At 29.9% G+C, this 25,850-nt stretch carries 26 protein-coding genes; 16 read left to right on the forward strand and 10 right to left on the reverse strand.

Annotated elements, in window-relative coordinates; genetic code table 11:
- Positions 1–406 precede the first annotated feature (406 nt).
- Positions 407–1,003: a CvpA family protein gene (locus ACE193_RS04200; protein ID WP_375561761.1), complete on the forward strand. Its 597-nt coding sequence runs from the start codon at positions 407–409 to the stop codon at positions 1,001–1,003.
- A 92-nt stretch (positions 1,004–1,095) separates the two neighbouring features.
- Here ACE193_RS04200 and ACE193_RS04205 read toward each other — a convergent pair whose 3' ends face one another.
- Positions 1,096–2,058 (reverse strand): MBL fold metallo-hydrolase, encoded by a 963-nt coding sequence (locus ACE193_RS04205; RefSeq protein ID WP_375561762.1) that lies wholly within the window; start codon positions 2,056–2,058, stop codon positions 1,096–1,098.
- Positions 2,059–2,174: 116 nt separating this feature from the next.
- Here ACE193_RS04205 and ACE193_RS04210 point away from each other — a divergent pair, with 116 nt between their 5' ends.
- Together ACE193_RS04210 and ACE193_RS04215 are read left to right on the forward strand one after the other, a co-directional pair.
- Positions 2,175–2,501, forward strand: coding sequence for a hypothetical protein (locus ACE193_RS04210; protein ID WP_375561763.1), 327 nt, complete (start codon positions 2,175–2,177; stop codon positions 2,499–2,501).
- A 229-nt stretch (positions 2,502–2,730) separates the two neighbouring features.
- Positions 2,731–3,339 (forward strand): NIF family HAD-type phosphatase, encoded by a 609-nt coding sequence (locus tag ACE193_RS04215; RefSeq protein WP_375561764.1) that lies wholly within the window; start codon positions 2,731–2,733, stop codon positions 3,337–3,339.
- 9 nt (positions 3,340–3,348) lie between these two features.
- Here ACE193_RS04215 and ACE193_RS04220 read toward each other — a convergent pair whose 3' ends face one another.
- The 3 genes from ACE193_RS04220 to ACE193_RS04230 form a co-directional block, all read right to left on the reverse strand.
- Complete coding sequence (locus ACE193_RS04220) at positions 3,349–4,107, reverse strand: hypothetical protein (RefSeq protein ID WP_375561765.1); 759 nt, start codon at positions 4,105–4,107, stop codon at positions 3,349–3,351.
- A gap of 9 nt (positions 4,108–4,116) precedes the next feature.
- Positions 4,117–4,896 carry a hypothetical protein gene (locus ACE193_RS04225; RefSeq protein ID WP_375561766.1) on the reverse strand — a complete coding sequence of 260 codons (780 nt, stop codon included), beginning with the start codon at positions 4,894–4,896 and terminating at the stop codon, positions 4,117–4,119.
- 116 nt (positions 4,897–5,012) lie between these two features.
- A complete protein-coding gene (locus tag ACE193_RS04230; RefSeq protein ID WP_375561767.1) occupies positions 5,013–6,014 on the reverse strand; it encodes an SPOR domain-containing protein in 1,002 nt (333 codons plus the stop codon).
- Positions 6,015–6,671: 657 nt separating this feature from the next.
- Between ACE193_RS04230 and ACE193_RS04235 the strand changes: the two genes are divergently transcribed.
- From ACE193_RS04235 to ACE193_RS04245, 3 genes are all read left to right on the forward strand, one after another.
- On the forward strand, positions 6,672–7,442 hold the full coding sequence (locus ACE193_RS04235) for a hypothetical protein (protein WP_375561768.1): 771 nt from the start codon (positions 6,672–6,674) through the stop codon (positions 7,440–7,442).
- 205 nt (positions 7,443–7,647) lie between these two features.
- On the forward strand, positions 7,648–8,868 hold the full coding sequence (gene mraY, locus ACE193_RS04240; protein ID WP_375561769.1) for a phospho-N-acetylmuramoyl-pentapeptide-transferase: 1,221 nt from the start codon (positions 7,648–7,650) through the stop codon (positions 8,866–8,868).
- 179 nt (positions 8,869–9,047) lie between these two features.
- Positions 9,048–9,635, forward strand: a complete 588-nt coding sequence (locus ACE193_RS04245; RefSeq protein WP_375561770.1) for a 1-acyl-sn-glycerol-3-phosphate acyltransferase — start codon at positions 9,048–9,050, stop codon at positions 9,633–9,635.
- On the opposite strand, the gene ACE193_RS04250 is transcribed toward ACE193_RS04245, so the two are convergent.
- The 3 genes from ACE193_RS04250 to ACE193_RS04260 all read right to left on the reverse strand — a co-directional run bounded on the left by ACE193_RS04250 (position 9,632) and on the right by ACE193_RS04260 (position 13,191).
- Entirely contained in the window at positions 9,632–10,936 is a 1,305-nt protein-coding gene (locus ACE193_RS04250) for an ATP-binding protein (RefSeq protein WP_375561771.1), read from the reverse strand. The genes ACE193_RS04245 and ACE193_RS04250 overlap by 4 nt on opposite strands.
- A 148-nt stretch (positions 10,937–11,084) precedes the next feature.
- On the reverse strand, positions 11,085–12,542 hold the full coding sequence (gene sufB, locus ACE193_RS04255; RefSeq protein ID WP_375561772.1) for a Fe-S cluster assembly protein SufB: 1,458 nt from the start codon (positions 12,540–12,542) through the stop codon (positions 11,085–11,087).
- Positions 12,543–12,867: 325 nt separating this feature from the next.
- Complete coding sequence (locus ACE193_RS04260; RefSeq protein ID WP_375561773.1) at positions 12,868–13,191, reverse strand: DUF721 domain-containing protein; 324 nt, start codon at positions 13,189–13,191, stop codon at positions 12,868–12,870.
- Positions 13,192–13,688: 497 nt separating this feature from the next.
- On the opposite strand from ACE193_RS04260, the gene pyrE reads away from it, so the two are divergent.
- On the forward strand, positions 13,689–14,372 hold the full coding sequence (pyrE, locus tag ACE193_RS04265; protein ID WP_375561774.1) for an orotate phosphoribosyltransferase: 684 nt from the start codon (positions 13,689–13,691) through the stop codon (positions 14,370–14,372).
- Positions 14,373–14,469: 97 nt separating this feature from the next.
- On the opposite strand, the gene ACE193_RS04270 is transcribed toward pyrE, so the two are convergent.
- Positions 14,470–14,943, reverse strand: a complete 474-nt coding sequence (locus ACE193_RS04270) for a hypothetical protein (protein WP_375561775.1) — start codon at positions 14,941–14,943, stop codon at positions 14,470–14,472.
- Positions 14,944–15,266: 323 nt separating this feature from the next.
- Here ACE193_RS04270 and ACE193_RS04275 point away from each other — a divergent pair, with 323 nt between their 5' ends.
- The 8 genes from ACE193_RS04275 to ACE193_RS04310 all read left to right on the forward strand — a co-directional run bounded on the left by ACE193_RS04275 (position 15,267) and on the right by ACE193_RS04310 (position 22,759).
- The gene (locus ACE193_RS04275; RefSeq protein ID WP_375561776.1) at positions 15,267–16,754 is read left to right on the forward strand and encodes a DUF4173 domain-containing protein; all 1,488 of its coding nucleotides are present in this window, start codon (positions 15,267–15,269) and stop codon (positions 16,752–16,754) included.
- Positions 16,755–16,904: 150 nt separating this feature from the next.
- Positions 16,905–18,119: a DNA replication/repair protein RecF gene (recF, locus tag ACE193_RS04280; protein WP_375561777.1), complete on the forward strand. Its 1,215-nt coding sequence runs from the start codon at positions 16,905–16,907 to the stop codon at positions 18,117–18,119.
- 101 nt (positions 18,120–18,220) lie between these two features.
- Complete coding sequence (locus ACE193_RS04285; RefSeq protein WP_375561778.1) at positions 18,221–18,604, forward strand: hypothetical protein; 384 nt, start codon at positions 18,221–18,223, stop codon at positions 18,602–18,604.
- Positions 18,605–18,771: 167 nt separating this feature from the next.
- Positions 18,772–19,410, forward strand: a complete 639-nt coding sequence (locus ACE193_RS04290) for a hypothetical protein (RefSeq protein ID WP_375561779.1) — start codon at positions 18,772–18,774, stop codon at positions 19,408–19,410.
- Positions 19,411–19,572: 162 nt separating this feature from the next.
- Entirely contained in the window at positions 19,573–20,043 is a 471-nt protein-coding gene (locus tag ACE193_RS04295; protein WP_375561780.1) for a hypothetical protein, read from the forward strand.
- 295 nt (positions 20,044–20,338) lie between these two features.
- Positions 20,339–20,815, forward strand: a complete 477-nt coding sequence (locus tag ACE193_RS04300; protein ID WP_375561781.1) for a hypothetical protein — start codon at positions 20,339–20,341, stop codon at positions 20,813–20,815.
- A 345-nt stretch (positions 20,816–21,160) separates the two neighbouring features.
- Positions 21,161–21,505: a hypothetical protein gene (locus ACE193_RS04305; protein WP_375561782.1), complete on the forward strand. Its 345-nt coding sequence runs from the start codon at positions 21,161–21,163 to the stop codon at positions 21,503–21,505.
- Positions 21,506–21,781: 276 nt separating this feature from the next.
- The gene (locus ACE193_RS04310; protein WP_375561783.1) at positions 21,782–22,759 is read left to right on the forward strand and encodes a radical SAM protein; all 978 of its coding nucleotides are present in this window, start codon (positions 21,782–21,784) and stop codon (positions 22,757–22,759) included.
- A 10-nt stretch (positions 22,760–22,769) separates the two neighbouring features.
- On the opposite strand, the gene ACE193_RS04315 is transcribed toward ACE193_RS04310, so the two are convergent.
- Positions 22,770–23,180, reverse strand: coding sequence for a response regulator (locus tag ACE193_RS04315; protein WP_375561784.1), 411 nt, complete (start codon positions 23,178–23,180; stop codon positions 22,770–22,772).
- Entirely contained in the window at positions 23,167–24,663 is a 1,497-nt protein-coding gene (locus tag ACE193_RS04320) for a PAS domain S-box protein (RefSeq protein ID WP_375561785.1), read from the reverse strand. The genes ACE193_RS04315 and ACE193_RS04320 overlap by 14 nt, the downstream gene beginning before the upstream one ends.
- A 560-nt stretch (positions 24,664–25,223) precedes the next feature.
- Between ACE193_RS04320 and ACE193_RS04325 the strand changes: the two genes are divergently transcribed.
- Entirely contained in the window at positions 25,224–25,835 is a 612-nt protein-coding gene (locus ACE193_RS04325; RefSeq protein WP_375561786.1) for a 50S ribosomal protein L25, read from the forward strand.
- Positions 25,836–25,850: the final 15 nt, after the last annotated feature.

A 25,850-nucleotide genomic window follows, 5' to 3' on the forward strand; every position in this document is an offset into this window, starting at 1 on the left:
GAAGAATTAATTCGTAATACAAGTATAAAAGTTACGATAACCCTTCAAATATAACGGCTTTAATAAAGATACAAAAAACTTTTTATAGTACAAATTCTAATCTCACAAAAATACGTCAATCTTGGACTTTTCTAAATAAAAAAATCTTATAAAACTGATTTTTGATAGAAATAAAAACGAGAAAAATAGATAAAATAACTTTAAATATGTCTTAATAAAGAAATTTGATAGGTTTTTTATTGTAAAATTGCTTATCTTTCAATAGATTTACGAATACGTATCAAATTATCTTCAAACTAATTAGTAACTGTTTTTAGTGTAGCTATTTTTTTTACGCAAAAACAAAAATTATAATATTTTTTATAAAAATAATTATCAGAATAAATTATAGCATAATCAATTACCTATGTTAAATCTTCTCTTAGAAATCGGTGCAGCAGACAAATCATTTTGGGATTATTCCTTCAAAATAGGAGATGTAATTTTACTTTTGCTACTCGGTTTTAGTGCATATCAAGGCTATTTAAAAGGAATCATTGTAGAATTATTATCTCTATTCTTACTTGTTTTTATTGTTTATTGGGTAATGACAGGTACTTTTTATGGATTTTCATCTCTTAATGACAGCCAAATGGTAGGAGAGTTTTCCAAACGAACTACACCTTTTCTGACTTTCCTTATTATTACAATTTTGCTTTCTCTATTGATGGAATTTTTGGGAAATATAGGTAGAAAGTTTTTGAGGTTTACACTCTTTGGTTCAGCAGATTCTTTTATTGGAGCTATTTTTAGTCTTATTAAATATTGTTTTGTAGTGGGTCTTGTCATGACACTTTGTATTGATATTGGACTTTTTGCAGAGGATGAAATTCGTTCAAAATCTTTGCTTATGCCTTTAGTAATGGATGTTTTTTATTATATCGTAGTTGTTTTGGATGGAATAGGAGTAGATATAAACGAACTATTAGTAGGTATTAAAGATTTACTAGATAGAAGACCCTAAAAAAGTAATTTAGTTTTTGCAAGAAAAGCCTAAAATTCTAGTTTAAATTTAGAATTTTAGGCTTTTCTTATGCTTTCTATTTTTATTATTTCTTAGCTTTTTTGGTGTTGTGCAGGAAGTAAAGAACTATCGGAAACCCAAATTTTGACATTTGTAATTTCATTTTGTTCTAATTCTTGCTCAAAAAATTCAATAATTTCAGCATCAGAATAACGCAAACTAAAATGAATCAAAACAAAAGTTGTATTTGGATTTGCTTTAATAATTGGTTTTAGATTTTGCCAATGGCTATGTCCTCTTTCTGCTGCATAATCGAAATGCTCGTCTGTTAGAAAAGTGCATTCTATAAAAATGACAGGATAATCTAGCAAAAACTCATTTTCTTCAACTACTTTTTCAGTTGTATCTCCCAAGAAAACAAATTTGGGTTCGTAAATCCATTCTTCTACTTCTTCTGTTTTTTTCTTTTCAGCCAAGAGTTTTCCAAACTCTTTCATTTCATTTTTTGCCAAATACTGCTCTTTGAGTTTTTCATATTCAGCTTTCAAACGACGATTTTTTTCAGAAAAAGCATAACCAACACAATCAATAGAATGAAAACATTGAACGACTTCGACTTTATAATTGTCATGTTTACCAAAGAAAATAGTATCATTTTTTTCTATTCCTTTTAGGGTACAATTTCCTCTTAATTCTGGATTGTAGGGTGCAGAATGATTCAATTCTCGCCTTGCCAAAATATATGTTTCCAAATAAGAAAGTGAAGATTTGGGTAGATAAATTTCTACATCTTCTTTACTAGACAAATATTCAATATCTGCAATATGGTCGTTGTGTGTATGTGTAACAAAAACGTGTTTGGATTGGTTTCCTTCTGCTAAGGCTGCATCCAAACAAATATCAAGTTGAGGAATATGAAAAAAAGTTTTGTCGCCACTTCTTGAATAGCCTTTTATTGTCCAATGCGTATTGGGAATTTGCCATTCTAACCATTGCCGAAAAGGATGTTTATGGGTTAGAGGTTGAATACTAAAATCATGTGTTGTCGTTTCCATGTCTTCGTTTATTTATTTGTTTGGGTAAATTAGTAATTATTCAATCTAACAGAATTTTATTTATTTTTAGTTCAGAATTTTTTTTTTCAAATCTTATTCCTATAAAAAAATCAATTATGAAAACTCAACATAAAGTAATAATCGGTGTTATCGTTCTTTTTATGCTTATTTTTGGCATTATGGTTTCAAAATTAGACAATAGTCACCAAGACACCATTCTAAACCAAGAAGGAAATGGAAAGGTAAAACTAATTAGGGAAGCCAAAGAAGGACGAAAAGTAACTTACAAAATAATTGAACTAGAAAATGGGAATACATTCAAAATTTCTAATTCCTTAGTACAAACTGTACATGTAGGCGATTCAGTTTATAAACACAAAGGCGAAGGATTTTATACTATTATCAATTCTGAAACAAAAGAAATACGTAGAATAGACATGTAGAAACATAAAATTGGATTAGCTTTGGTGTTTTTATTTTGTTACTCTTTGGCAGTGTCCTAAGTATAAAATAAGGTCAGCCTCGTAGAGTGAACCGACAACAAAATATTATTTTGAGAAAATATTTATGTACGAAAGCTCCAAAAGAATTCTGAAAAATTAAAAGTCAAACAGAACTTTTAAATCTGAAATCATTGTTCTGTTTCTAATTTTACTAAAACAGTTCTGAAAAATGATTTACAAAAACTTGACTAAAACACTTCTCATTCTTGATATAGACGAAACATTGATTTTTGGTTCTACACAAAAATTAGAAAAGCCGTTTGATTTTACCGTTTTCAATTATTTTATTTATCAAAGACCTTATTTGAAAGAGTTTTTTGAGAAAATTAAAGAGCATTTTTTGATTGCAATTTGGTCTTCTGCTGATGATGAGTATGTAGAAGAAATAGCAAAAAAAATAATCCCAAAAGATATAGAACTAGAGTTTGTTTGGGCAAGAAGTCGGTGTAGTTATAAGAGAAATTTCAATGCTATTTTTGATGATTATCAAGATTATTCTACTTCGGACAATTCGCACTATCATTTCATAAAACCACTAAAAAAACTAAAGAAAAAGGGCTATAAACTAGAACGTATTTTGATTGTAGATGATACGCCACATAAATCAAAAGAAAATTATGGAAACGTAATTTATCCTAAAGAATATTGCCCACAAGATAACAAAGGAGAAGAAAATGATAATGAACTCCTTTTGCTTGCAGATTATTTACTTACTTTGAAAGATAAAACGAATGTGAGAAGAATTGAGAAAAGAGGCTGGAAAACAAAAATAGGCTAGAGTAAAATATCAAAAACCATCTAAAGAAGTTGGGTCTTGATAATCGCTTAATGAAAAGAAACCTTCATCTGGAAATGAAATATCGATGTCTTCTATGTTCTCATCTTTTGTCATTGCAGTTCCCAAAACATAATCTATTATTCTTCTGCTTTTCTCAAAATTTATAAGCAAATCTAACAAACATGTACTACCAAAAATTGCAATCAAGCCTTTAAAAGTATTTACATCATTATAGTAAAACAAAAGCAGCAAAATAGCAGAAAAAACATGACGCAAAGGATACAAAAAAGGACTTGCTTTTTTATTCGTTTTGATATGAATCATTGATAGGCTTCTCAATTTTTTTCCGACGCTCGTTGTGATGAGGTTATTATCCTTGACTAAAAGTGTTCCAATTACCATAATGATATAGATTTCTTTTGAGTAAAAAGTTGAAAAATACGATAATCCAACAATTATCATAAGCCAAATAACTGTATCTACTACCCAAGAAACAACTACATCTCTTCTTGAAGGAATTTGATAATCAACTTTGACTACCTTTTTTAATGCTAACTTTCTGTTTTTAGGAATTTTTCGGAGCATTTTGTTTTGATTACAATGCCTATTTCCCATATACTCCCAACTTTCCTTCAAAAAAGCAGATTTGCATTCAGCACAAAAAACAATTTTATCATTTATCTTAAATTTATCGCCTGTAATTGGGTCTTGACGGTTTTCTTCTAAGAAACTTGCTTGTTTTTTGGTAAGAGTTAAAGTATTTTTCATGTTCTTTTTTTAAAAATTATCTAAAATAGTAGGGTCATCATAACCTTCTCCAAAAGAATCTTGATTTACATACTCATAATCAGGCAAATTAAATTCTGTAACAGTATTATCTTGTCTAAGTGCAGTTCCGAAAAGATAATCTAACATTCTTTTATAAAAAAATAAACTTTGAAATAAATCTACACCAGCCAAAAGAATAAAAATAAGTGTTAGAATAGAAGGAACAAAAGTAATTATTTCGAAATAAAGCACTAAAGTCAGCGAAATAGCAGAAAAAAGATGTCTTAGAGGATAGAAAATAGGATTTAGTATTTTATGATTCTTGGTATAAACAATGGCTACCCCTCTAACTTTTTTACCTATACTTGTGAAAATAAGGTTATTGTCTTTTAGCAAAAACAGTGTGATTACAAAAATTTTGAAGTAATTCAAGTACATATCTAAATAATCAGCCATTAAATGCCAAGTAATGAAAACCATCAACAAAAAAATACCTGTATCTATCATCCAAGAAATAAACAGATTTGGAGCAAACGGAATACTATACTTTGTTACAACTGTTCTTCTTACTTCTATTTTTCTAGTTTGAGGGATTTGAGTAAAAGTTTCTCTCTGATTACAATGCCTATTTCCCATATATTCCCAACTTTCCTTCAAAAAAGCAGATTTACATTCAGCACAAAAAACAATTTCATTACCTATCTTAAATTTATCGCCTGTAATTGGGTCTTGACGGTTTTCTTCTAAGAAGCTTGCTTGTTTTTTGGTAAGTGTTAGGGAGTTTTTCATTTTTATATCTACGCTTTTTCTATCCCTCTTGTTTCTATTATTTCAAATAATAAAAAAACCTATCTGATTTAATAAAAATCAAATAGGTTTTGGTAAGTTATAATTAAATCTAAAAGTTATTCTGCTGCAAGCACCCAAGCACCTACATAGGTATAATCTAGTTTGTTTTGAGCATCTCTGGCTTCTTCTTTTGTAGTGTATTCGTAGAGTGCAATTCTGTAACGGTCGCTATCATTTGTTGTGATAACTCTTGCTTGTGGAAACTGTCCACTAAGTTGTCTGACAGCAGCATCAGCATATTCTTGTGTAGAATAACTTCCATAAATCAAATAGAATTTTCCACTTTCTAAACCTGTATTCGAAGTAGAATTTCCTCCGTCTGCATCAGCATTATTATTATCATCTCCTGTAAGTGTATTTACGCCATTATCATTTGTATTATCAGCAACTTCTGTTGAGCCTTTTGTAGTTCCAGTTTTCAAATCATATTCAGGCTCTGAACCACTACAATTCTGAACTTCGTTTTCTTCATCTTCTACTTCTCCAAACCAAACTACTGTTACATTTTTGTATTGTCCAATTCCAACGGCAGCCCAATCTTTATCAGCATAACGCCCCGAATTTTTGAGGATGTCTGAATAAAAAGAACTTCCTTTCCAAAGCTCCATTATTCGTTTTGGCTCACTTCCTCCATTATAAATAACTTCATACGCTTTTCCTCCATATCCTGTGATTTCTTTAGGTTTGTCCCACATACAGGCTTGTTTTGAGTTATCTCTTTCACTAAAACAACAGGCATTCCAAAATCCTTTATCCGACCAACTTTGCATGCTACACGAATCTTTATCAATTCTGTTGTGGTACAAATCTCTAGCATGTAACTTGGCTACAAAAGTTAGTTTTTTAGATAGTGATATAGTATGCGCTTCATTTTCACCTCTATATGTATCAATGAGAGCATAAAGTTGTTGTTCGAAACCATTCATACAAACATCTTCAGGAATGCTTACTTGTTGTGCTGAGGCTGTGGTAGAAAAAGTAGATACAAACAAACAAAATAAACCAAGAGTAAAGGCTGCTTTTGTATAAAAATAATTTTTTATCATAATTTTTGTCATAACTTTAAAAGAGTGATTAGTTTTTAGTGATTAGTGTAGAATGAATTATGAGCCTGTTTAGCTTTTCATTATTAAATTAAGTACTTGCTCTTAATTCAAAAAGTGTGCTTTTTATGTTAAAAATACGTATTGTTTCGACAAAGTAGCAAAAATATACTTATGAATAAATGATAAAAGTGGTTTTGTTATATCTTATTTTTACTTTGATTCATTTTATGATATACTAGAATTGCTTTTTGGGAGTATAAAAGGGCATTTTCATTCTTTTTTTTAATCTAAAATAATACGCTTCTTGCCGAGTAGAATAATTCGTTCGTCGATTGCCTTTTACATGTTATGTATGATTTTTTGCAAATGTGGTCTGCTTATTTTTATATTTATAGAATTGACAACCAAACTAACAATCAGCTTTTTTGGCTCATATAAATACTTTTTTGCATAGAAATATTATTTTTGCCTTCAAATTATTTACCTTTACTAGCCTCAACTGATTCATTATTTAGTTATTTTATCTGATTGAATCAGTGTAAGCATTCTAATCAAAAAGGTATAGTTCTTGAAAGTTTGAGAGTAACTTATCTTTCTTACCCAAAGCTATGATAGGTCAATTACAACTATTCTTATTCTACTCTAATTTGATTTTAAGACTTTACTCGTATGAATTATACTACTCCAACTAATAAAAAGCTAGAAATAACTCAAGATGAGGTAAATTCTACTACTACAAAGGATGATGCATTGCATGAAGAACATTCATCTTTGCAATCGTCTTCTTTTTCAGACTTGCCAAGCGAGAGTCCAATTTCATTTGATAAATCGGCTATTTTGCCTTTAGAAGAATTAGAAGTAAATTACGAGTGGATTAGCTCAACGACTGAGTTGAATCAGAATAACACACAATCAAATGCCTCAGAAGATTTTGATACAGAATCTGATTATCTTGATGAGTCATTTACTTTATCAAAAAAATCTTCCCTATCAGACATGAAATCCAAATCCAATTTATTTTTAGGAATTATACTCTCTTTAATCGGAGCATTAGGAGCAGCCTACACTTGGGGCAAAACAACAATGCTAATAGATGAATATATAGAACAACATCATTATGCTTTTATGGCTATTTTGGTTGGGCTTTTAGCAGCTCTAGGAATGAGAATTGGAGGAAGGGGACACCGTCCTGTTTTTGGAATAATGGCTATTTTGATTACTATATTAGGTTTTTTTGTTGGAAATGTTTTGGCTGCTGTCGAACCGATTGTACAAAGTTTTCAACTTTCTTATGTAGAAACCTTTACTACGTTTGATATTTCTCACTTGTGGGGCTTCTTAAAAGACCGTTTCGAATATGTGGATATTGCATTTTATGCCCTTGGATTCTTTTTCGCTTATTATTTTTCGTTTACCAAACCAAAGCGTTTGTTTAGCTAGTTTTGACTCAATAAAAAATCAGTATCAATATATTCTAATTAATTGTAATAATAAGCATTTTACTTTATAGAGGTAGAATGCTTTTTTTTGTAAATTTGTCTTTGGATTATATAAAAACCAACACTCTTGTCTTTTTTTCAGAGTAAAGAAAAAATTGCAACACCATTTTTTAATTCCCTTCACATCTCATTCTCTGTTTTTTCTCATGTTATATTATTTATTTCGCTTTTTACGTGAACAGTTCGAACTCTCTGGAGCAGGTCTTTTTCAATACATTAGTTTTAGGGCTATGTTGGCTGCTGTTTTATCACTCTTGATTAGTATTGTTTTTGGTAAAAAAATCATTCGTTTTCTACAAAAACAGCAAATTGGAGAAACGGTAAGAGATTTAGGACTCAAAGGAGAAAACCTAAAAGCAGGAACTCCTACTATGGGAGGAATTATTATTTTGGCTGCCACACTTATTCCGACACTTCTTTTGGCTCAACTTCATAATATTTATATTCTACTTCTGATTATTTCTACGGTTTGGTTAGGACTTATTGGTTTTTTAGATGATTATATCAAAGTTATTCGTAAAGATAAAGGTGGACTATCAGGCAAGTTTAAAATATTAGGACAAGTTGGTATTGGTATTTTGATTGGTGTAGCAATGTATTATCATCCAGACGTTTTGATGCGAGAATTTAATACAGGGATAAATGCTGCCGATGATTACAGCACGTATATAAATTCTAGCTTTACCGATATAAAGTCTTTAAAAACCACTATCCCATTTAGTAAGAATAATGAATTGGATTATCGAAATCTTGTTCCTGACTTTTTGGGAGAATATGGAGTAGTTATTTTTTATATTCTTGTTGTTACTTTTATTATTACAGCCGTTTCGAATGGTGCAAATCTAACTGATGGATTAGACGGACTAGCAGCAGGGACAACAGCAATTATTGCAACAGCATTGAGTGTTTTTGCTTATGTTTCTGGAAATTTAATTTTTGCTGATTATCTCAATATTATGTATTTGCCCAATACAGGAGAAGTTGTAATTTTTTGTGCTGCTTTTATGGGTGCGTGTATTGGTTTTTTGTGGTATAATTCTTTTCCTGCACAAGTTTTTATGGGAGATACAGGTAGTTTATCACTCGGTGGAATTGTAGCTGTTTTGGCGATTACGCTTCGAAAAGAACTCATGATTCCTATTATTTGTGGAGTATTTTTAGTGGAAAATTTGTCTGTAATGATGCAAGTAGCTTATTTCAAATATACCAAAAAGAAATTTGGAGAAGGAAGACGTATTTTTTTGATGTCTCCTCTTCATCATCATTATCAAAAGAAAGGCTATCACGAAGTCAAGATTGTTACTCGCTTTTGGATTGTAGGTATTTTGCTTGTCATTATTGCATTAGCCACTCTCAAGATTAGATAAAAAATGAGTAGTTTTGTTGGTTTCGCTATGTTGGTAGCGCTACCCTAAAACATCAATAAAGACAAGAATAAAATAATGATATTAACTATTTTTGTAAAAATTGAGTTTCTATAATTTGTAACTTGCAAATGAATATAAATATGATTTTTATCATTCACTAATAACTAATAATTAAAATAATGGTACTTGCTCTTTTTCGTTTTTTATTTCGTTTTCGTGGTTGGAAAATTGTTTGGGATGATGATGTTACATTAAAAGAATTAGAGCGATGCGTAATTGTAGCTGCTCCACATACCTCCAACTGGGATGCAGTTTATACGATTGCTTGGTTTGATATTGCTAAAATAAAATGGCGTTTTACTATCAAAAAAGAATGGATAAAACCTCCTTTTGGAAAAATGTTATTGAAAATGGGAGCAATTGGAATAGACCGAAAACCAAAAATTGCAGGAGAAGAGCGTCCTTCGATGGTACAAGCCATGGCAAACCTTTTTACAGAAAATGAAAAATTAGCTGTTGCATTTACACCTGAAGCTACACGCAAAAAAGTAACGGAATGGAAAATGGGCTTTTATCATGCAGCCAAGTTAGCAAACGTTCCGATTGCACTCGGCTATTTAGACTATAAAAAAAGAGAAGCAGGAGTAACAAAAATTATGACACCTACTGATGACATGGAAGCTGATTTGAGAGAAATAATGAATTTTTATAAAGATAAAATTGGGAAATATCCAGAGAATTTTTCTCTTGATTTGAGGTATATTTAATTTTTAGATTTGATTATTTCTTTAACCAATAGTTTTAGTCTGTTAGAGAAATTAGTATCTGTAATTCCATTAATAAACTCTGACTTTAGTTGTTGGATTGAAGAAGAATTTATATTTTGATTATCTAACCACTCAAAAACATCTATAAATCTATTTTCATCTATTAAAGCATAAATTTCTGAAAGCTGATATTCATTACTATCTTTTGGCTTGTTTTTATAGATGGTCGTTTTTACATATCCTATTTTTTGTTCAAAGATAGCTTTTTTCATTTTTTTATTTTCTAAAATAGCTTGACTTCTTTTTATTCCTTTACCAGCCGTTTCTACAAATTCGTGTAAAAAGAAAACCTGTACAACTTCAGGATTAATGATAAAAGAAGTATCAGTATATTGAGAATTTTGCAAATCTTCTATTTGTATAGAATCTGGGAAATTCCCTGCATTAGTAATTTCCATTCTATTTGGATAGATTTCTACTTTGGTAGGGTTTAAAACATTTTCTTCATAACTACGATGAATGAAAGCATTTGCTACAAGTTCTGTAAAAACTTTTTCTGGTATCTGATAATCTCCTGTTCTTGTTTCTATATCTCTTATTATATATAAGTTATTTTTGATATGACGAATCATTTGCTCAAACTGTTCAATCAAATTTCCTTGTACAAACTCGTTAATAAAAGTGCGTAAACCTTCATTATCTTCAAAAACAAAAAATTTAGAAATATAGGCATTCTGGCTAACACTTCTAATTTGTTCAATATTTGACAGGCACAGGAAAGTACCTTTTAAAACAAGCCCATTTGTAATCAAATTTAATACTTTTAGTCTATGATTTAGATCATTTGTTTGAAGGTTATGTAAGAGAAAATGTCGTTTTACTAATTCTAATGAAAAAAGTTTATCTAAGGAGTTTTTATCTAATGTTTCAACTGTTTTTCCAGCAAGAGGAAGAGAAGTAGTAGCTTTTTGGTTATGTGTAAAATGTTTTACATCTATAATAAAATCATCATAATCAGTATATTTACTTACTATTCCTAGATTATTTTCTAAATTAATTTTTAACTTTCTGACCTCTTCTTGTAACTCTTCTAATCTTTTCTTCGCTTGTACTAAAGTAGCCTCTGTATTCTCTTGCAAATTGATTGCATTAACATCTTTTTCAGCTTCATCAATACGTTTTTGTAATTCAAATTTTGTAGAAACATCAGCAGTAATAGCTAATTCTTTTCTAAAGAAATTTAATTTTTCTACTAAAATATCTCTTACCTGTTTTAGATTTTCTACTTCTTCATTATTCATTATTTGATTGTTTTTTTTATTGAGAATAATTGATTTAACAAGTTACATAAAAAAAGAATTTTATGATTGTTTCTTCTATCAAAAAATCCTACCAAAAACAAAATTCTGTTTCTGATAGGATTTTCTGTAAATAAATTCTTGAAAAATTTTACCCAACACTTCCTTCTAAAGAAAGAGCTAATAATTTTTGAGCTTCTACGGCAAATTCCATTGGTAATTTATTCAAAACTTCTTTACAATAACCATTTACGATTAGTGCAACAGCTTTTTCAGAATCAATTCCTCGTTGATTACAATAGAAAATTTGATCTTCTCCAATTTTTGAAGTAGTAGCTTCGTGTTCAATTTGTGCGCTACTATTTTCTGCATTTATATACGGAAAAGTGTGCGCTCCACACAAATCACCAATCAAAAGAGAATCACATTGAGAGAAGTTACGTGAATTTGTCGCTCGTTTCATAATATCCACCGAACCACGATATGAGTTTTGACTATGACCAGCCGAAATACCTTTTGAAACAATACGACTTCTTGTATTTTTGCCAATATGAATCATTTTTGTACCTGTATCTGCTTGTTGATAGTTTTTAGTAACAGCAACAGAATAAAATTCTCCCATTGAATTATCGCCTTTTAAGATACAAGACGGATATTTCCAAGTTATTGCAGAGCCAGTTTCTACCTGTGTCCAAGAAATTTTAGAATCATCTCCATAACAAATACCTCTTTTTGTTACAAAATTATAGATTCCACCTTTTCCATTTTTATCTCCTGGATACCAGTTCTGTACTGTTGAATATTTTACTTCTGATTTTTTGTGTGCAAAAATCTCTACTACGGCAGCGTGAAGTTGGTTTTCATCTCGTTGAGGAGCAGTACAACCTTCCAAATAGCTGACATAAGAACCTTCTTCTGCTACAATCAACGTTCTTTCAAACTGTCCTGTATTGGCTTCATTGATTCTAAAATACGTTGATAATTCCATTGGCGAACGAACTCCTTTAGGAATATAACAAAATGAACCATCACTAAAAACAGCCGAATTGAGAGCAGAAAAATAATTATCACTCACAGGAACAACCGAACCTAAATATTTTTTGATAAGTTCTGGGTGTTCTTGAACAGCTTCACTAAATGAACAGAAAATAATTCCTAATTCAGCTAATTTACTTTTGAAAGTAGTTGCTACTGAAACACTATCCATAACTACATCGACAGCCACTCCTGAAAGGCGTTTTTGTTCTGTCAAAGAAATTCCTAATTTGTCAAAAGTAGCTAAAAGCTCTGGATCAACTTCATCAAGACTGTTTACTTGTGGCTTCTTTTTAGGAGCAGCATAATAAATAATTTCTTGAAAATCTATTTCAGGAATATTTAAGTTTGCCCATTTTGGAGTTGGCATAGCTTGCCATTTTTTGAAAGCCTCCAAACGCCATTCTAATAACCATTCGGGTTCATTTTTCTTTGCCGAAATGAAACGAACAGTATCTTCTGTTAGTCCTTTAACAGCTTTATCTGATTCTATATTTGAAACAAATCCGTATTTATATTCCGAATTTGTGATGTCTTCTAAAAGTTCTTGCTCGGTTTGTTTTGCTTCTGCCATAATTTTTTTGAGTAAGTAGCAGTTTGATAATTATATATTTGTTAGTGTCGCTACGCTAAAACACCAACAAAGACAAATAATGCTAATTTTTAAATTTTTAGACCTTAAGTTTAAGGGTTTCTGAAAACTCTTAGGGTCTTTCAGTTATCTTGTTTGTAATTAGTCTAAATAATTTTGATACTGCAAAAATATAACAAAAAATTGAGATAAAGGTTTTATAAACTTTATTTTTTACAAAAAGATTTATTTTTCTTGAAATTTTGTGTGTTTTCTGCTTCGAATAAAGTATAAGGTTCATTTTTCTCACGCTAGATCGTAAGCTAGATTATAATAAAACAACATCTTCTATCATCCTTTTTCCAAAGTGAGAATTGACACGATAAATAATAGACGTTTTTTGCATCAATAGTTCATATCTTAAAGTAGGTTGAGAAACACGAATAAATATTTTTTTATTTCGGATTTCTACTTTTTCAGTTTGCTGTGCTACAAAATCGCCTACAATTTTTGCCCAATCTACTTTCAACCTATTGCTTTCATACTTTACACTCCATTTTTGAGCATCTAAAAATGCTTTCAATGCTTCGCCAATCGGTTTTGGGTCAGGTGTTCTTCTTGAAGGAAGTTTGTTATACTCTTTATCGTACATTTTTATATAAAATTAGAAGTCAGATTTATGAAGTTAGAAGTAAAATACAATATACAGAGAATTTTACTCAAAAATTCTATTCTTAATAATGTTCTTTTTAATGACAGACGACTTTTTTTGTTGAGAAAAGAAAATAATAAAATCTCATATTCTGTAAATATAAAACAGATAGAAAGGACTTTAGGAGCAATTACGAACTGAAAGACTACGAATGTAACACACTGAATAACAACAATTTACTACTTATAAATGAGTGCTTTATTTAATTTCTATTTCTTAATGGAAATATCGTATTTTTGTTGGTGTTGCTGCACTAAAACGCCAACAAAGGCAGTGTTATTTTTCCATAGAATTGGGTTTGCAAACCCAATTCTATGGAAAAATAACATTCTTAAACAACTTCTATATAACACTACAAAAATCATAATTATACAGAAATTTAATTCAATTTGTAATTCATAATTTTTAATTCGTAATTGAATATTTACCTTTGTAGAATGAAAGAAACTACTCCACAATCAGAACTACAAACAGAAAACTTTTCTTCTGTTGCTCACCAAATTGCTTCGATGCTTTTAGAAATTGAAGCTGTCAAATTACGTCCTCATGAGCCTTTTCAATGGGCTTCTGGTTGGAACTCTCCTATTTATTGTGATAATCGTCTAACACTTTCTTATCCGAAAGTAAGAACTTTTATTACAAAATCATTAGTAGAGATGATAAAAACAGAGTTTCCAGAGGTTACAGCTATTGCAGGTGTAGCAACAGCAGGAATCCCACAAGCTGCACTTGTAGCACATGAATTAGGTTTACCGATGCTTTATGTACGAGCAAAACCTAAAGAACATGGAACTCAAAGTCAGATTGAAGGAAAATTGAATGCTGATGATAAAGTTGTTTTGATTGAAGATTTGATTTCGACAGGACAAAGCTCTCTTGCAGCTGTTCATGTTTTGCAATCTGCACGAGCAAAAGTAATCGGAATGGCAGCTATTTTTACGTATGGTTTTGACCGTGCAACTCGCAATTTTTCACAAGCTGCTATCAATTTAAAGACACTTAGTGATTATTCTACGTTAGTCGAACAAGCAATTTCTCAAAATTATTTGGAAGAAGCTGACCACGAAATCTTGGTCAAATGGAGAGATAAACCTGAAAATTGGATGCCTAAAAAGAAATAGTTTTTAAAACCCCTAATTGTTCTATCAAATTTATACAAAAAAGCGAAAGGTATTTATTAAAAATACTTTTCGCTTTTTATTCTCCTAAAAACTTTTTTTACATCATTGCACTACCAAATAAACCAATTATGAAGAAAAGAATATAAAAACCAATAATTACAAAAACTGTAATCCCCATAAATTTGTAAAGAGATTTTAGATTTTCGAAGGCTTTTTCCAAAACCAAACTATCCGAAGAACGAATAGCTGCTTGTGTTTTATTAGAGAAATGAAATAAATAAAGAGAAGGTACAAAATAAAACAATGCTCCAATAACATAAACAAAAGCAATTAGTATTCCTCCTGCAGCTCCCAAAGCATCAAACCCAGCTCCAAACTGAGAAAGTAAAGAGCCTGAAAAAGCTAATACAATACCTGCCAAAAGCATAAGAACAGAGGATATAAAGCCTACAATAGCTACTACTTTACCCCAAAATGCTGTTGTGGCTAAAAAGCCTTTTGCTCGGTTTGTAATTTGAAAACCTCCTTCTGAATAGAAAGAATCCTTATCTAAAAAGTCATCATTTTGCATTTTTTTTTATAATTTTTGTTGATTGAAATTAACTAAAAGCAGTTTCAAAGATATAAAAAGTAATTTTATAATTCTTATTTTATAAAAAAATAACATGTTAAAAAATAACTCTCGTCTTTCCAAAAGCCTCTTAAAAAAATAAAATTAGGAGAGATTTGTAAATTATTTGTGCATATTTAGAGTTCGTTATCCAACGACAAAACAGACGCAAAAGATAAAGCAAATCTTTTTTTAAAGATCTATAAAAACGTACAAATTTTATGTAATTTTGCTCTTTATTCTTTTTTCTAAAAAAAATATAGCTATTAAAAACTCTCATTATTATGAAAATAGAAACTTTAAAAAGTGCTATCATGCTTCTTCTTCTAGTGATTTTTAATGCTCTTTTTTGGAATGAAATGTTGGGCTTAAACTTATTTATATTTTCAAATTTACTGATAAGTTCTTTCATTTTCTTTCATAAAAAAAGTTTCAAATCTAAAAATGTTAGAATAGCTATTTTTTGCACCTTTATTACAGGAATTACTGTACTTATTCATAATTCTATAATCAGTAAAATTGCTCATATTACCTCTTTTTGGTTGTTATTAGGCTTTTTTCAACAAGAAAATATTCGTTTACTGACTTCTGCCTTTTGGAGCAGCTCATTAGCTCTCATTTCTATACATCATTCTTTTTTAGAGCAAATTAATTTTGTTCGTCTCCCCAATAACATTTCGACATCCTCTATTCGCAAACTTCGTCTTTTACTTATTCCTATAATTGTCTTTATTATATTTTTTATAATTTTCAAAATCGCTAATCCAGTTTTCAATGACTTGACAAACAACTTGGGAAATCAACTATTTGACATTTTGAGTAATTTATTTGTTGGTTTTTCGATACTAAAAGTTTTGTTTTTAGTTCTAGGTGCTGTTATAATTTTGGTAAGTCTTGTAAAACGTGAAACTACTGCTGTGGCTTCTGCTTGGAAAAATGAAAAAACAGACACATTAGAAAGGAAAAGAAAAAAAGTAGATACTTCTTTCAAAACAGTGGATTTGAAACAAGAATATCAAATGGGAATAGTATTGATTGCGATGGTTAATGCTCTGCTATTAGTTGTAAATGGCATTGATATTCAATTTTTATGGCTGAGTTTTGACGTTAGTGAAGTTGGCAATTTGGCAGAATTAGTTCACGAGGGAACGTATATGTTGATACTGAGCATTTTACTTTCTATGGGAATTTTGATGTATTTTTTTCGTAAAAACTTAAATTTCTACCACAAAAACGACTTGCTCAAAAAACTAGCGTATATCTGGGTTTTTCAAAATACAATTTTGGTAATTTCGGTAGCCATCAGAACTTACTATTACATTGAAGAACATGGATTGGCTTACAAAAGAATTGGAGTTTTGCTCTTTTTGACTTTAACAACCTATGGTTTGTATTCCTTATTTGTAAAAATTAAAAACCAAAAATCAAGTTTTTATTTATGGAGAGTAAATAGTTGGGCTACTTATGCTATGCTCATCTCTATGGCTTGTATAAATTGGGATATGTTGATTGTCAAACATAATATTGAAAAATGTAAATCAGCAGAAAGTAAAGCTAAAATAGATATAGGATTTATGGTAAGTCGTTCAGACCAAACTTTATTTTTACTGAAAGAAAATCAACAGTATTTTGAAAATGATATAAAAAGATTTTTTAGTGAAAACTATTTAGATTATAGAATTGAAACCTATTTAGAAGAACAAAAAAAATACTCTTGGGTTTCTTGGAATTATGGTGATGCAAAAACGGTAAGTCTATTAGAAAACAAATAAGTTTTTTTTAGACCTATTTTTATACAAGTAACTAAAACAAAACATATCTAAAAAAGAATCGGAAAGTAAAAGATATTACAAATAGAATCAATAAAATTAAATAAACATTTCATTAATCACTAATAATTAAACATTTATCACTATTTAAAAATGTGGATAAAACAACTTAGCCTTACTCATTTCAGAAATCACGAAGATACAAACTCATCTTTTGAAGAAAATATAAATTGTTTGGTAGGCAAGAATGGAAGTGGAAAAACAAATCTTTTAGACGGAATTTATTATCTCTGCATTGGTCGTGGTGCGTTTAGTTATACTGATACACAGCATTTGCAACATGGAAAAACTTTTTTTTCCTTGAAAGGGACATTTGAAAAAGAAGGTAGAAAAAATACAGTTCAGTGTATTGTAGAAAAAGGAAAAGCCAAGGTTGTAAAATTAAATAATAAGCCTTATCCAAAAATTAGTGAACATGTGGGGAATTTCCCTTGTGTTTTGTTAGCTCCCAACGATACTGATTTGATACGAGAAAGCAGCGAACTTAGACGTAATTTTTTTGATACTATTATTTCTCAAATTCATAAAAATTATATTCAACTTCTCATCAAGCAAAAACAGATTTTAAGACAAAGAAATCAACTTTTGAAAGATGCAGACCAGCAAGAGAAGTTTTTAAAGAAAGATGTTTTGGAAATTTACGATGAACAACTTTTGCCTGTTTTTAAAGAAATCCATCGTTTTAGAAGTGAGTTTATAAATGAGTTTATGCCTATCTTTTCAGAAATTTATACAGCTTTGGCAGATGAAGAAATGAAAATAAATTACCGTTCGCACTTAGAAGGCAATGAGAAAGAAGAAGAAACAATAAAAGAACAAGAGGAAGAAATAGAAAACAAAAATCAAGAAACAGACGAAACAGAATCTAAAAAATCTAAACGTCCTAAAAAAGAAACGCTTAGTTTTGACAGCATTTTTAAAGGAAATTTATTGAAAGATTTGATTTTACAACGCACCGAAAAAGGAACACACAGAGACGATTATAAATTTTTACTAAGAAAAAAGACATTAAAACATTACGGTTCACAAGGACAGCAAAAGTCTTTTGTAATTGCCTTAAAACTAGCTACATTTTCTATTATCTATAATCAAACACAGATAAAACCAATTTTACTTCTTGATGATATTTTTGATAAATTAGATGAAAGCAGAATTGAAAACCTATTAAAACTCCTCTCAAAATCTGACTTCGGACAAGTATTCGTTACCGATGCAAGACCCGAACGAACAAGAAAGTTATTAGATTCTTTTGGCAGACCAATTGCTTTTTTTGAAGTGAAAAATGGGAGTATTGTAAATGATAAATAATGAATGTGTATGCTTTTTGAAATTGTAGCTAAAGTAGTTAAATTGTCATTTATATAAATGAGAAATAAACAAATGTCGTATATTCACATGTTGTACCTAATTTGAAAGAAGACAAAATGCAAAACCGAGAAATTTTAGACGCAGATTTAACAGAAAGTATTGACGAAAAACTGAAATCTGATAAGAAAAAATATGTAGTACGTATTTTGATACTAATTGTACTCAACACAATTTTATTTGGATTATTAATCAAAGGACAAAGAAGTATGACTGATAATTTTATGTCTGCTTTAATTGCAAACTTGATTGGATTTAATATTATTGGATTTATGCTTGGAGTCATCGTTGCTTTATTCCCATTTAAGGGACTTTCATACAAAAAGAGATATTTAAGAGCTTCTCTCTTGACAATTTTAACATTACAAATAATAATGGCTATTGGACATATCCTAATTGGACTAATGACATTGATGGGATGGTATTAAAACAACAAAAAACTAGGTGCAACATTGGCTTAGCAAAAATGGGCGTAACGTTTTGACACAGACTTTTGAACATAAAATAAACTTTTAGAGCTTTAGCGAGGGATGAGCTTAGAAGCCCCATATTCGCCAAGCCACACCGTTATGTGGCATTTTAAAAACTAATAATAATGACAACAAAAACTAAAATCTTAACCATACTACTTTTACTAATAACAGTACAACTAACATATGGGCAGAAGAGTGAAGAAAAAAAAGTAAAAAAATCGTTTGACAACTACAAGACTTCAATTCTTAATGACAAAGGAAAAGACGCTATTAAATATGTCGACAGTAGAACAATTCAGTATTACAGTGATATATTAGAACTTGTTAAGACTGCTGATTCTACAAAAATAGAATCCTTATCTATTCTTGACAAGTTAATGGTGTTTTCAATTAGACATAGAGTTTCAAAAGAAGATATTTTAAGTTTTGACGGAAAATCACTTTTCATTTATGCAATAAAAAGTGGTATGGTTGGTAAAAATAGCGTTGCAAATAATTCTATCGGTGAGGTTATAGTAGAAGATAACTTTGCAAAAGGAGAATTTGTAGCAAATGGTCAGAAAGCTCCTTTCTATTTTCACTTTTACAAAGAGCAAGGAAAGTGGAAAATAGATTTAACATCAATATTTCCAATTTCAACAATAGCTTTTAAAAAGATGGCTGATGATAGTGGGGAAAATCAAAATGATTATTTGTTTTCTTTACTAGAGATGATTACAGGAAAAAAACCTACAAAAGAAATTTGGAATACATTCAACTAATAATAGTGGAAAACTAAAACTATCTAGTAAAAAAATACCACATAACATTGGTTTAGCGAAAATGGATTTAGCATGTTAACACAGACTTTTAGAGATTTATCCCATATTCGTTAAGGCATATCATCAGCAGATATTTTAGCATAGAAATACTTAAAAACATATATGAAACATCAATTTCAACTTCCAGATTTTCCAAATACATTATTTGAGATAGAAACATCTATTTGGACAGGAAAACCTAACCTAAAAAAAAATGGTATTCAAGTTGAACGGTCTAATGAAAAAGGAAAACCATTCCTTATTTCTACAGATACAGGAAAAACAGTTAAAGCATATCACAAAACGAGCTTTCCTGATTTTGCTCCTACACTAGAAATTGATGGTATCAAACATCAAGTAACACCCCAACTAAAATGGTTTCAATACATTTTAGGAGGACTACCTATTTTACTAGTATTTGTAGGTGGAGCAATTGGAGGGTTAGTTGGTATGTTCGCAACAGCTATTAATTTTAACATTTTTCGCCAAGACAATTCTTCAACTTCAAAGTACCTAAAAGTCATAGGTATTATCATTGCAAGTTATACTATCTATTTTGTTTGTGCAATATTGATAACAATGTTGATACAATAAAAAGAACAACAACAGCTATACTCTTCCGTAATTACCTTTAACTTTCTCCTATTGGTATCCTTTAAGGTGTCAGATAGTTCGTTTTATGAACTGTACTGACACTTATGAACAGCTTTAACCCTCAATACCCGACAGGTTTACTTTTCCGAAAACCAAAAGCGTATGAATATAACATTGACTTAACATTTTAACACATCCTTTTAAATAAAAAACAAAGTTTTATAAGTTTAGCAAGGACAAGATAATAAATCTCATATTCGCTAAGTCGTACACATTAGGTTTAATTGGAAACAAATTGAAAAAAGAAAAAGAGAAAATAAAAGCTCAGCTTATTAAGTCACTTGAAGTTTATAAGAAGAAACTTGGGTTTCACTTTTTTGACTTACCAGACTCCAGTTTTCAGTCAAGTGAGTTTGTACTTGATGATAATGATGTTGAAGTTTTACTAATGGATTTAGGTAATTCAAATTGGATTCTTCTCACAACTAAATGTTTGTTTATAAATCAAGATAATACAATTAACAGAGTTGATGGACTTGAAATTGAGAAATTCAAATTTCTTAATCAAGAACAGGGAAGACGGAGAAGAAAAGCACTTGAGTTAAAAAATCATGGGGAATACAAAAGATGGCTCTATTCAGGTGATTTTAAAATCATAAAAAAAGATAATACTAACGTGGTCGTGAACCTACCTCACCATGATTTTGGATTTTCTATGTATAAGATAATTGACAAACTTCGATTTGTAACTGATAAATATGAAGGAATTTAAAAAGTAATGCTGAGTTGAGTCTTTTAAACGTAAATTTATGAATGAAAAAGTTTTAATTTTTTTAAAAAAGTTAATCAATGTTTTGAGGTATGTTTTTGCTGGTTTTTGGGGATTTCTAACAATAATTGTTATCCTATTTTTAATTCACAGATACTTAAACCCTAGTTGGAAAAGTATCTCAAATCGTGACTTAAAAGATTATGGAAAAATTAGTTTAATCTTTTTTATAACATTCGGAATCTTAACATATTTGAAATATTCTATAGGCAACAAGTTGAATAAAAAAATCAAAGAAAGCTAAAACCATTTTTTACACAAAACATAATACAAAGAAAAATACATTTAATGTTGATTGAAAAATTCTACAAATTTCTAGATGGTGATATTAGTCTTTCACAATTTGAAGATTGGATTTATAAATGCGTTGAGCTTGAGGAAGTAATTGGTGAAGAACACTATCAATTTCTACTAGTGTTCAATTATAATAATCGTAATTCTGAATTAAATATCAAGGATTTTATCTTTGCCAACATTACTAATAAGGAAGAATTTATTAATTGGAAAGTAGATACATTATTGAGTTTTCACAAAATCAAACTTCCAAATGAAAACCTTTTTTTGTATGCAAAACAAAATCCTAGCTTTTTAAAGGCAAACAGTTTAGACTCCAATCATATCGTGCTGGGATAGAAACTGAAATTCTTTGGGCAGAAGAAATATTTCCGTATGATAAGTATCTTTATCTTGGAACATATGAAAAAACCTATATTGATTTACTTGTAAATAAAGAAGATGAAATTTGGATTGATTATAATATTATAGATAAAAAAGAATTTTTCGCTAAAGATATAAAAGAAGCTATCAGAAAAATATTCAATCAAAAAATATAAAACAGCACCCAACAAAATATAATTGCATATAACCTGCTATTTTACTGGCACTTATACAAAACTACTTACTGATTTTATGCGCCTTATCCCCCACCCCATTTTATGCAATTATTACCTAACCTATCGCTGCAATGCAACGTGTAGTTTTTGTGATATTTGGGAAAAACCTTCGCCTTTTGTAAAGGTAGAAAATGTAGAAAAAAATCTTTCAGACCTTAAAAAATTAGGCGTAAAAGTAATTGATTTTACAGGTGGAGAACCTCTTTTACATCCTCAATTAGACGCTTTTTTGGAGATTGCTAAGAAAAAAAAGTTTATCACAACTGTTACCACAAACGGAATCCGTTATCCAAAATTAGCCGAAAAACTCAAAGGAAAAATAGACATGTTGCATTTTTCTTTAGATGCAGCCGATGCCGAAACTCACGATAAAATGCGTGGTGTAAAGTGTTTTGATAAAATAATGGAATCGATAGAAATAGCTAAAAGTTTGGGAGAACGACCAGACATTTTGTGTACTGTCTTTGAAGGAAATTTTGAGGAAATAGAAAAAATCTATGAAACTATCACTTTGAAAAATAAATTAGTTTTAATTCTTAATCCTGTTTTTGAATATAATTCGGTGGATACATTAGGAAATTTGAATAAAAAATATTTACAGGATTTGTTAGCATTTTCTAAGAAAAAATTAGTCTATCTCAATGAGGCTTTTATAGATTTGCGTTTGGAAGGAGGAAATAAAATTGAAAAACCGATTTGTAAGGCTGCTAGTTCGACCCTTGTTATTTCGCCTGAAAACAAACTCGTTTTGCCTTGTTATCATTTGGGAAAAGAAGAATTTGAAATCAATGATAATTTGTATGAATTATACCATTCTGACAAAATAAAAAAACTCATTTCAGAAGAAGGAAAACTACCAGAGTGCGAAGGCTGCACCATTAATTGTTATATGCAACCTTCTTTTGCTGTGGAAATAAACCGTTTTTTTTGGAAGGCTTTGCCGAGTACACTCAAGTATAATTTTATGAAAGGAACTTGGAAGAATTTATTATAAATGCTTCACTCTATTCATAACTATTATTATCCTTCATATCATCAAAAAGTTTTTTTAAATCGTCAGATGTAATTGGCTTTATCACATAATTACTTACTAATGAATACTTTTTGGCTCTTTCAATATCAGCAGGATCAATGGAAGAAGACACAATGTAAATTGTTATTTCTTTGGTATCTGGCATTGTAAACTCGTCTAAAAACTGCCATCCATCCATAATTGGCATATTCAAATCCAAAAATATTACTTCAGGAATATTTTCATTCATTTTTACTCTCGGTTTTAAAGCATTTATAGCTTCTTTTCCATTCTTGAAAACTTCGATATAATTAGAAAAATTTCCAAGCTCCATTATTTTACGAGTAGTAAAAGTATAGATAGGGTCGTCGTCTATGATGCAGACGTGTTTAAATTGTGCCATGTTTTAAATAAATTTTAAAAGTTGTTCCTTGATTTACTTGGCTTTCTACTTCTATTTTTCCACCAAGAGCTTCAATTTGATTTTTAGTAATGAATAATCCTATTCCACGAGCATCTTCTTTATCATGAAAAGTTTTGTACATCCCAAAAAGTTTTTTTCCATGTTTTTTTAAGTCTAATCCATTATCCTTTATAGAAAAGACCACATAAGACGGATTTGTTTGAGAAGTAATAAAAATAATTGGTTTTCTTTTATCAGAACGATATTTTATAGAATTAGTAAGAAAATTCAGAATAATACTCTCTAAATAAGCAGGAATTGCATCTACAAATAGAGTTTTATCTACTTCATTATGAATCTCAGCATTGCTAGAAGAAACTAAACTCTGTATTGCTAAATGAGCCTTTTCTACATATTTATAAAGATTTAACGCCTCTGTATTATCTTTAACCTCATTTTGCATCACTACAATATCAGTCAAATAAGACAATGTTTCTTGCAAACTATTTGAGGATTGTAGCAAAAAAGGAAAAAATTCGTTTTCTAGTAATTTTGGATTTTCCATTTTCATCATGGAAAGAAGCATTGAAAAATTACTGGTATGTGAACGAAGATTATGGGATACAATATGTGCAAAATTAAGTAGTCGTTCATTTTGCTCAAGTGTAGTTTCTAACAAAAGTTTCTTTTCTGTAATGTCAGTTAATTGAGATACAAAATGTGCTGGATTTCCTTCACTATCTTTCATCATCGAAACGCCTAATAAAGCCCATACTAAATTACCTAATTTGTGAAAATAACGTTTTTCCATTTGATAGTTTTCTCTTTCTCCTGCTATTAATTCCTCCAATAGTTGCAAGTCCAAATCCAAATCTTCTGGGTGCGTAATGTCTTGAAAGGTAAGTTTTGATAATTCTTCTTTTGTATAACCAAGCATACTACAAACCTGTTGATTCACTTGTATCCAGTTTCCGTTCAACGCTACAAGAGCCATTCCATTAGGTGCAAACTCAAAGGTTTGTCTGAAAAGTTCTTTTTGCTGTTCTAGTTCTTGTCTATATTTTACAGTTTGGTTAATATCTTGAAAAAGTCCATATAACTTTTTGCATTTTTGATTTTCAAATTCACTAATCACTATCACTCTAACCCACTTTATATTTCCTTTGACTGTCTGAATTTGTAATTCAGTATCATAATTTATTCCTTTTTCTATTGCCTCTGTAATGATTTTTGTAATTGTCTGACGATTTTTTCCCTCTAAGTAAAAATTAATGCCTTCTTCTAATGTAGGACAATAATCCATTTCTACTTCATGTATCTGTTTTGTAACATCACTCCATGTGAGTACTTGTGTTTCCAAATCTACCTCCCAAATTCCCATTTGAGCAGCCATTTTGATTTGATGTAAAACTTCTTTATAATTCTTTACTTCTTTCTCTTGATTAGCTATTTTAGCAAGTAATTCAGTAGTAGTTAGTTTCATAGTGCTGGTATTAAAGTAAAAGCATATTCCTCTTACTTTTTAAAATAGAAAATTTCAAATTCAAAATTTGGTCTAATTGTTTAAATCTAACAAAATTTCCAAATAACTCCTTCAAAATTCAATAAAAAAACTAATTTATCCTATATTTCTTTATAACTGACTTTTATAAAAAAGACAGAATCTAAACATACAGATAACTACAATCTATTTATTTGACTTAAATAAGTGATAAATTTTATCTAAAAAACCAATTTTAAATTAGAAGTAGTTGTATTTTCATTCTCTTTATCCTCTGTAAATTCGGTGGTTAAAAAAAGTAGAGTAATCCAGTAAGAATGAACACAACTTTAATTAGATGCCTTAGCAACACTTAGCACTTAATTGATAGCATTTTGTTACAACAGACCATTCCCAAAGGCAATATTATTTATTTATTCTTTCTTCATTCCAAAATTATCCCTTCTTAAAGTTGTTTATCTAATAAAAAAAGCGCAATTTTGCATCTTTATTTTTATTAGACGGTCGGCAATCGTCTTTAGGCAATTTAATTTATACAAAAAATGAAATCTTTAGAAATCATCGGTTATTACCGAAAAGAAAATCAAATGGGAGCAAAAGCTGCTCATTTATTGCGTTTAGAAGGCTATGTTCCTTGTGTATTGTACGGAACAGGAGAAGATAACAAACACTTTTATGTGCCAAATATCTTATTCCGTGATTTGATTTATACATCAAAAGTACATACAGTAGTATTGAATATCGAAGGTGATATTTTTAATGCTATCGTTCAAGATTATCAAACTCACCCAGTAAGTGATGTTATGATGCACGTTGATTTTCTTGCTATGAAAGAAGACAAACCTGTAAAAATTGACGTTCCTGTAAAACTTATTGGTCGTTCTGTTGGCGAGCAAAAAGGTGGTCGTATGGTTTTGAAAATGCGTAAACTTAAAGTAAAAGCATTACCAGCTAATCTTCCTGATAATATCGAAGTAAATGTTGAAAAATTAGACTTAGGAAAATCTATCAAACTTTCTGAAATTGGAGAACGTCCGTATGAAATCATGAACAATCCTTTAGTTTCTATTGCAACTGTTACTATCCCTCGTACACTTCGTACAGGTGGTGGAGTAGGTGCTGGCGAAGAAGAAAGCGAAGAAGAAGAAGCATAATCATTTCATTTGCTC

The organism is Bernardetia aquimarina (assembly GCF_042180575.1).
In the GTDB taxonomy this organism is placed as follows: Bacteria; Bacteroidota; Bacteroidia; order Cytophagales; family Bernardetiaceae; genus Bernardetia.